The following is a 308-nucleotide window of genomic DNA, read 5'->3' on the forward strand; positions in this document are numbered from 1 at the left end:
TACTCAAAAATTGGAGCGTCTAAAATTATGACTCAAAAAGTATTACCTAGCAACCCCTTAGTTGCAGTTTCAGACAATGGGGCACCAATTACCTCGGATGGTGGCAACGTACTGCTTAGTATGTTTCTAAATTCACCTGTAGTTTCCAGGCTCTTTAATAACGTTGAATTCAACGATAATCGTAAAAATCCACGCTATGCTAAGGTAGGATTATTATTGCAAATGCTCATTCAAGTTATCGAAGGTTATCGTAACGACGACGTTGCAGATTACTTGACCCAAGATATCGAACATCGACTTGTTTATGC

1 protein-coding gene is annotated in these 308 nt (G+C 38.6%); it reads left to right on the forward strand.

Annotation, left to right across the window (positions count from 1 at the left end):
• Positions 1 to 27 precede the first annotated feature (27 nt).
• A partial coding sequence (locus EST42_RS10190) for a transposase (protein WP_209019495.1) occupies positions 28 to 308 on the forward strand: 281 nt, incomplete at its 3' end.

It is taken from the genome of Weissella cibaria, assembly GCF_004521965.1.
GTDB classification, from domain to species: Bacteria; Bacillota; Bacilli; order Lactobacillales; family Lactobacillaceae; genus Weissella; species Weissella cibaria_A.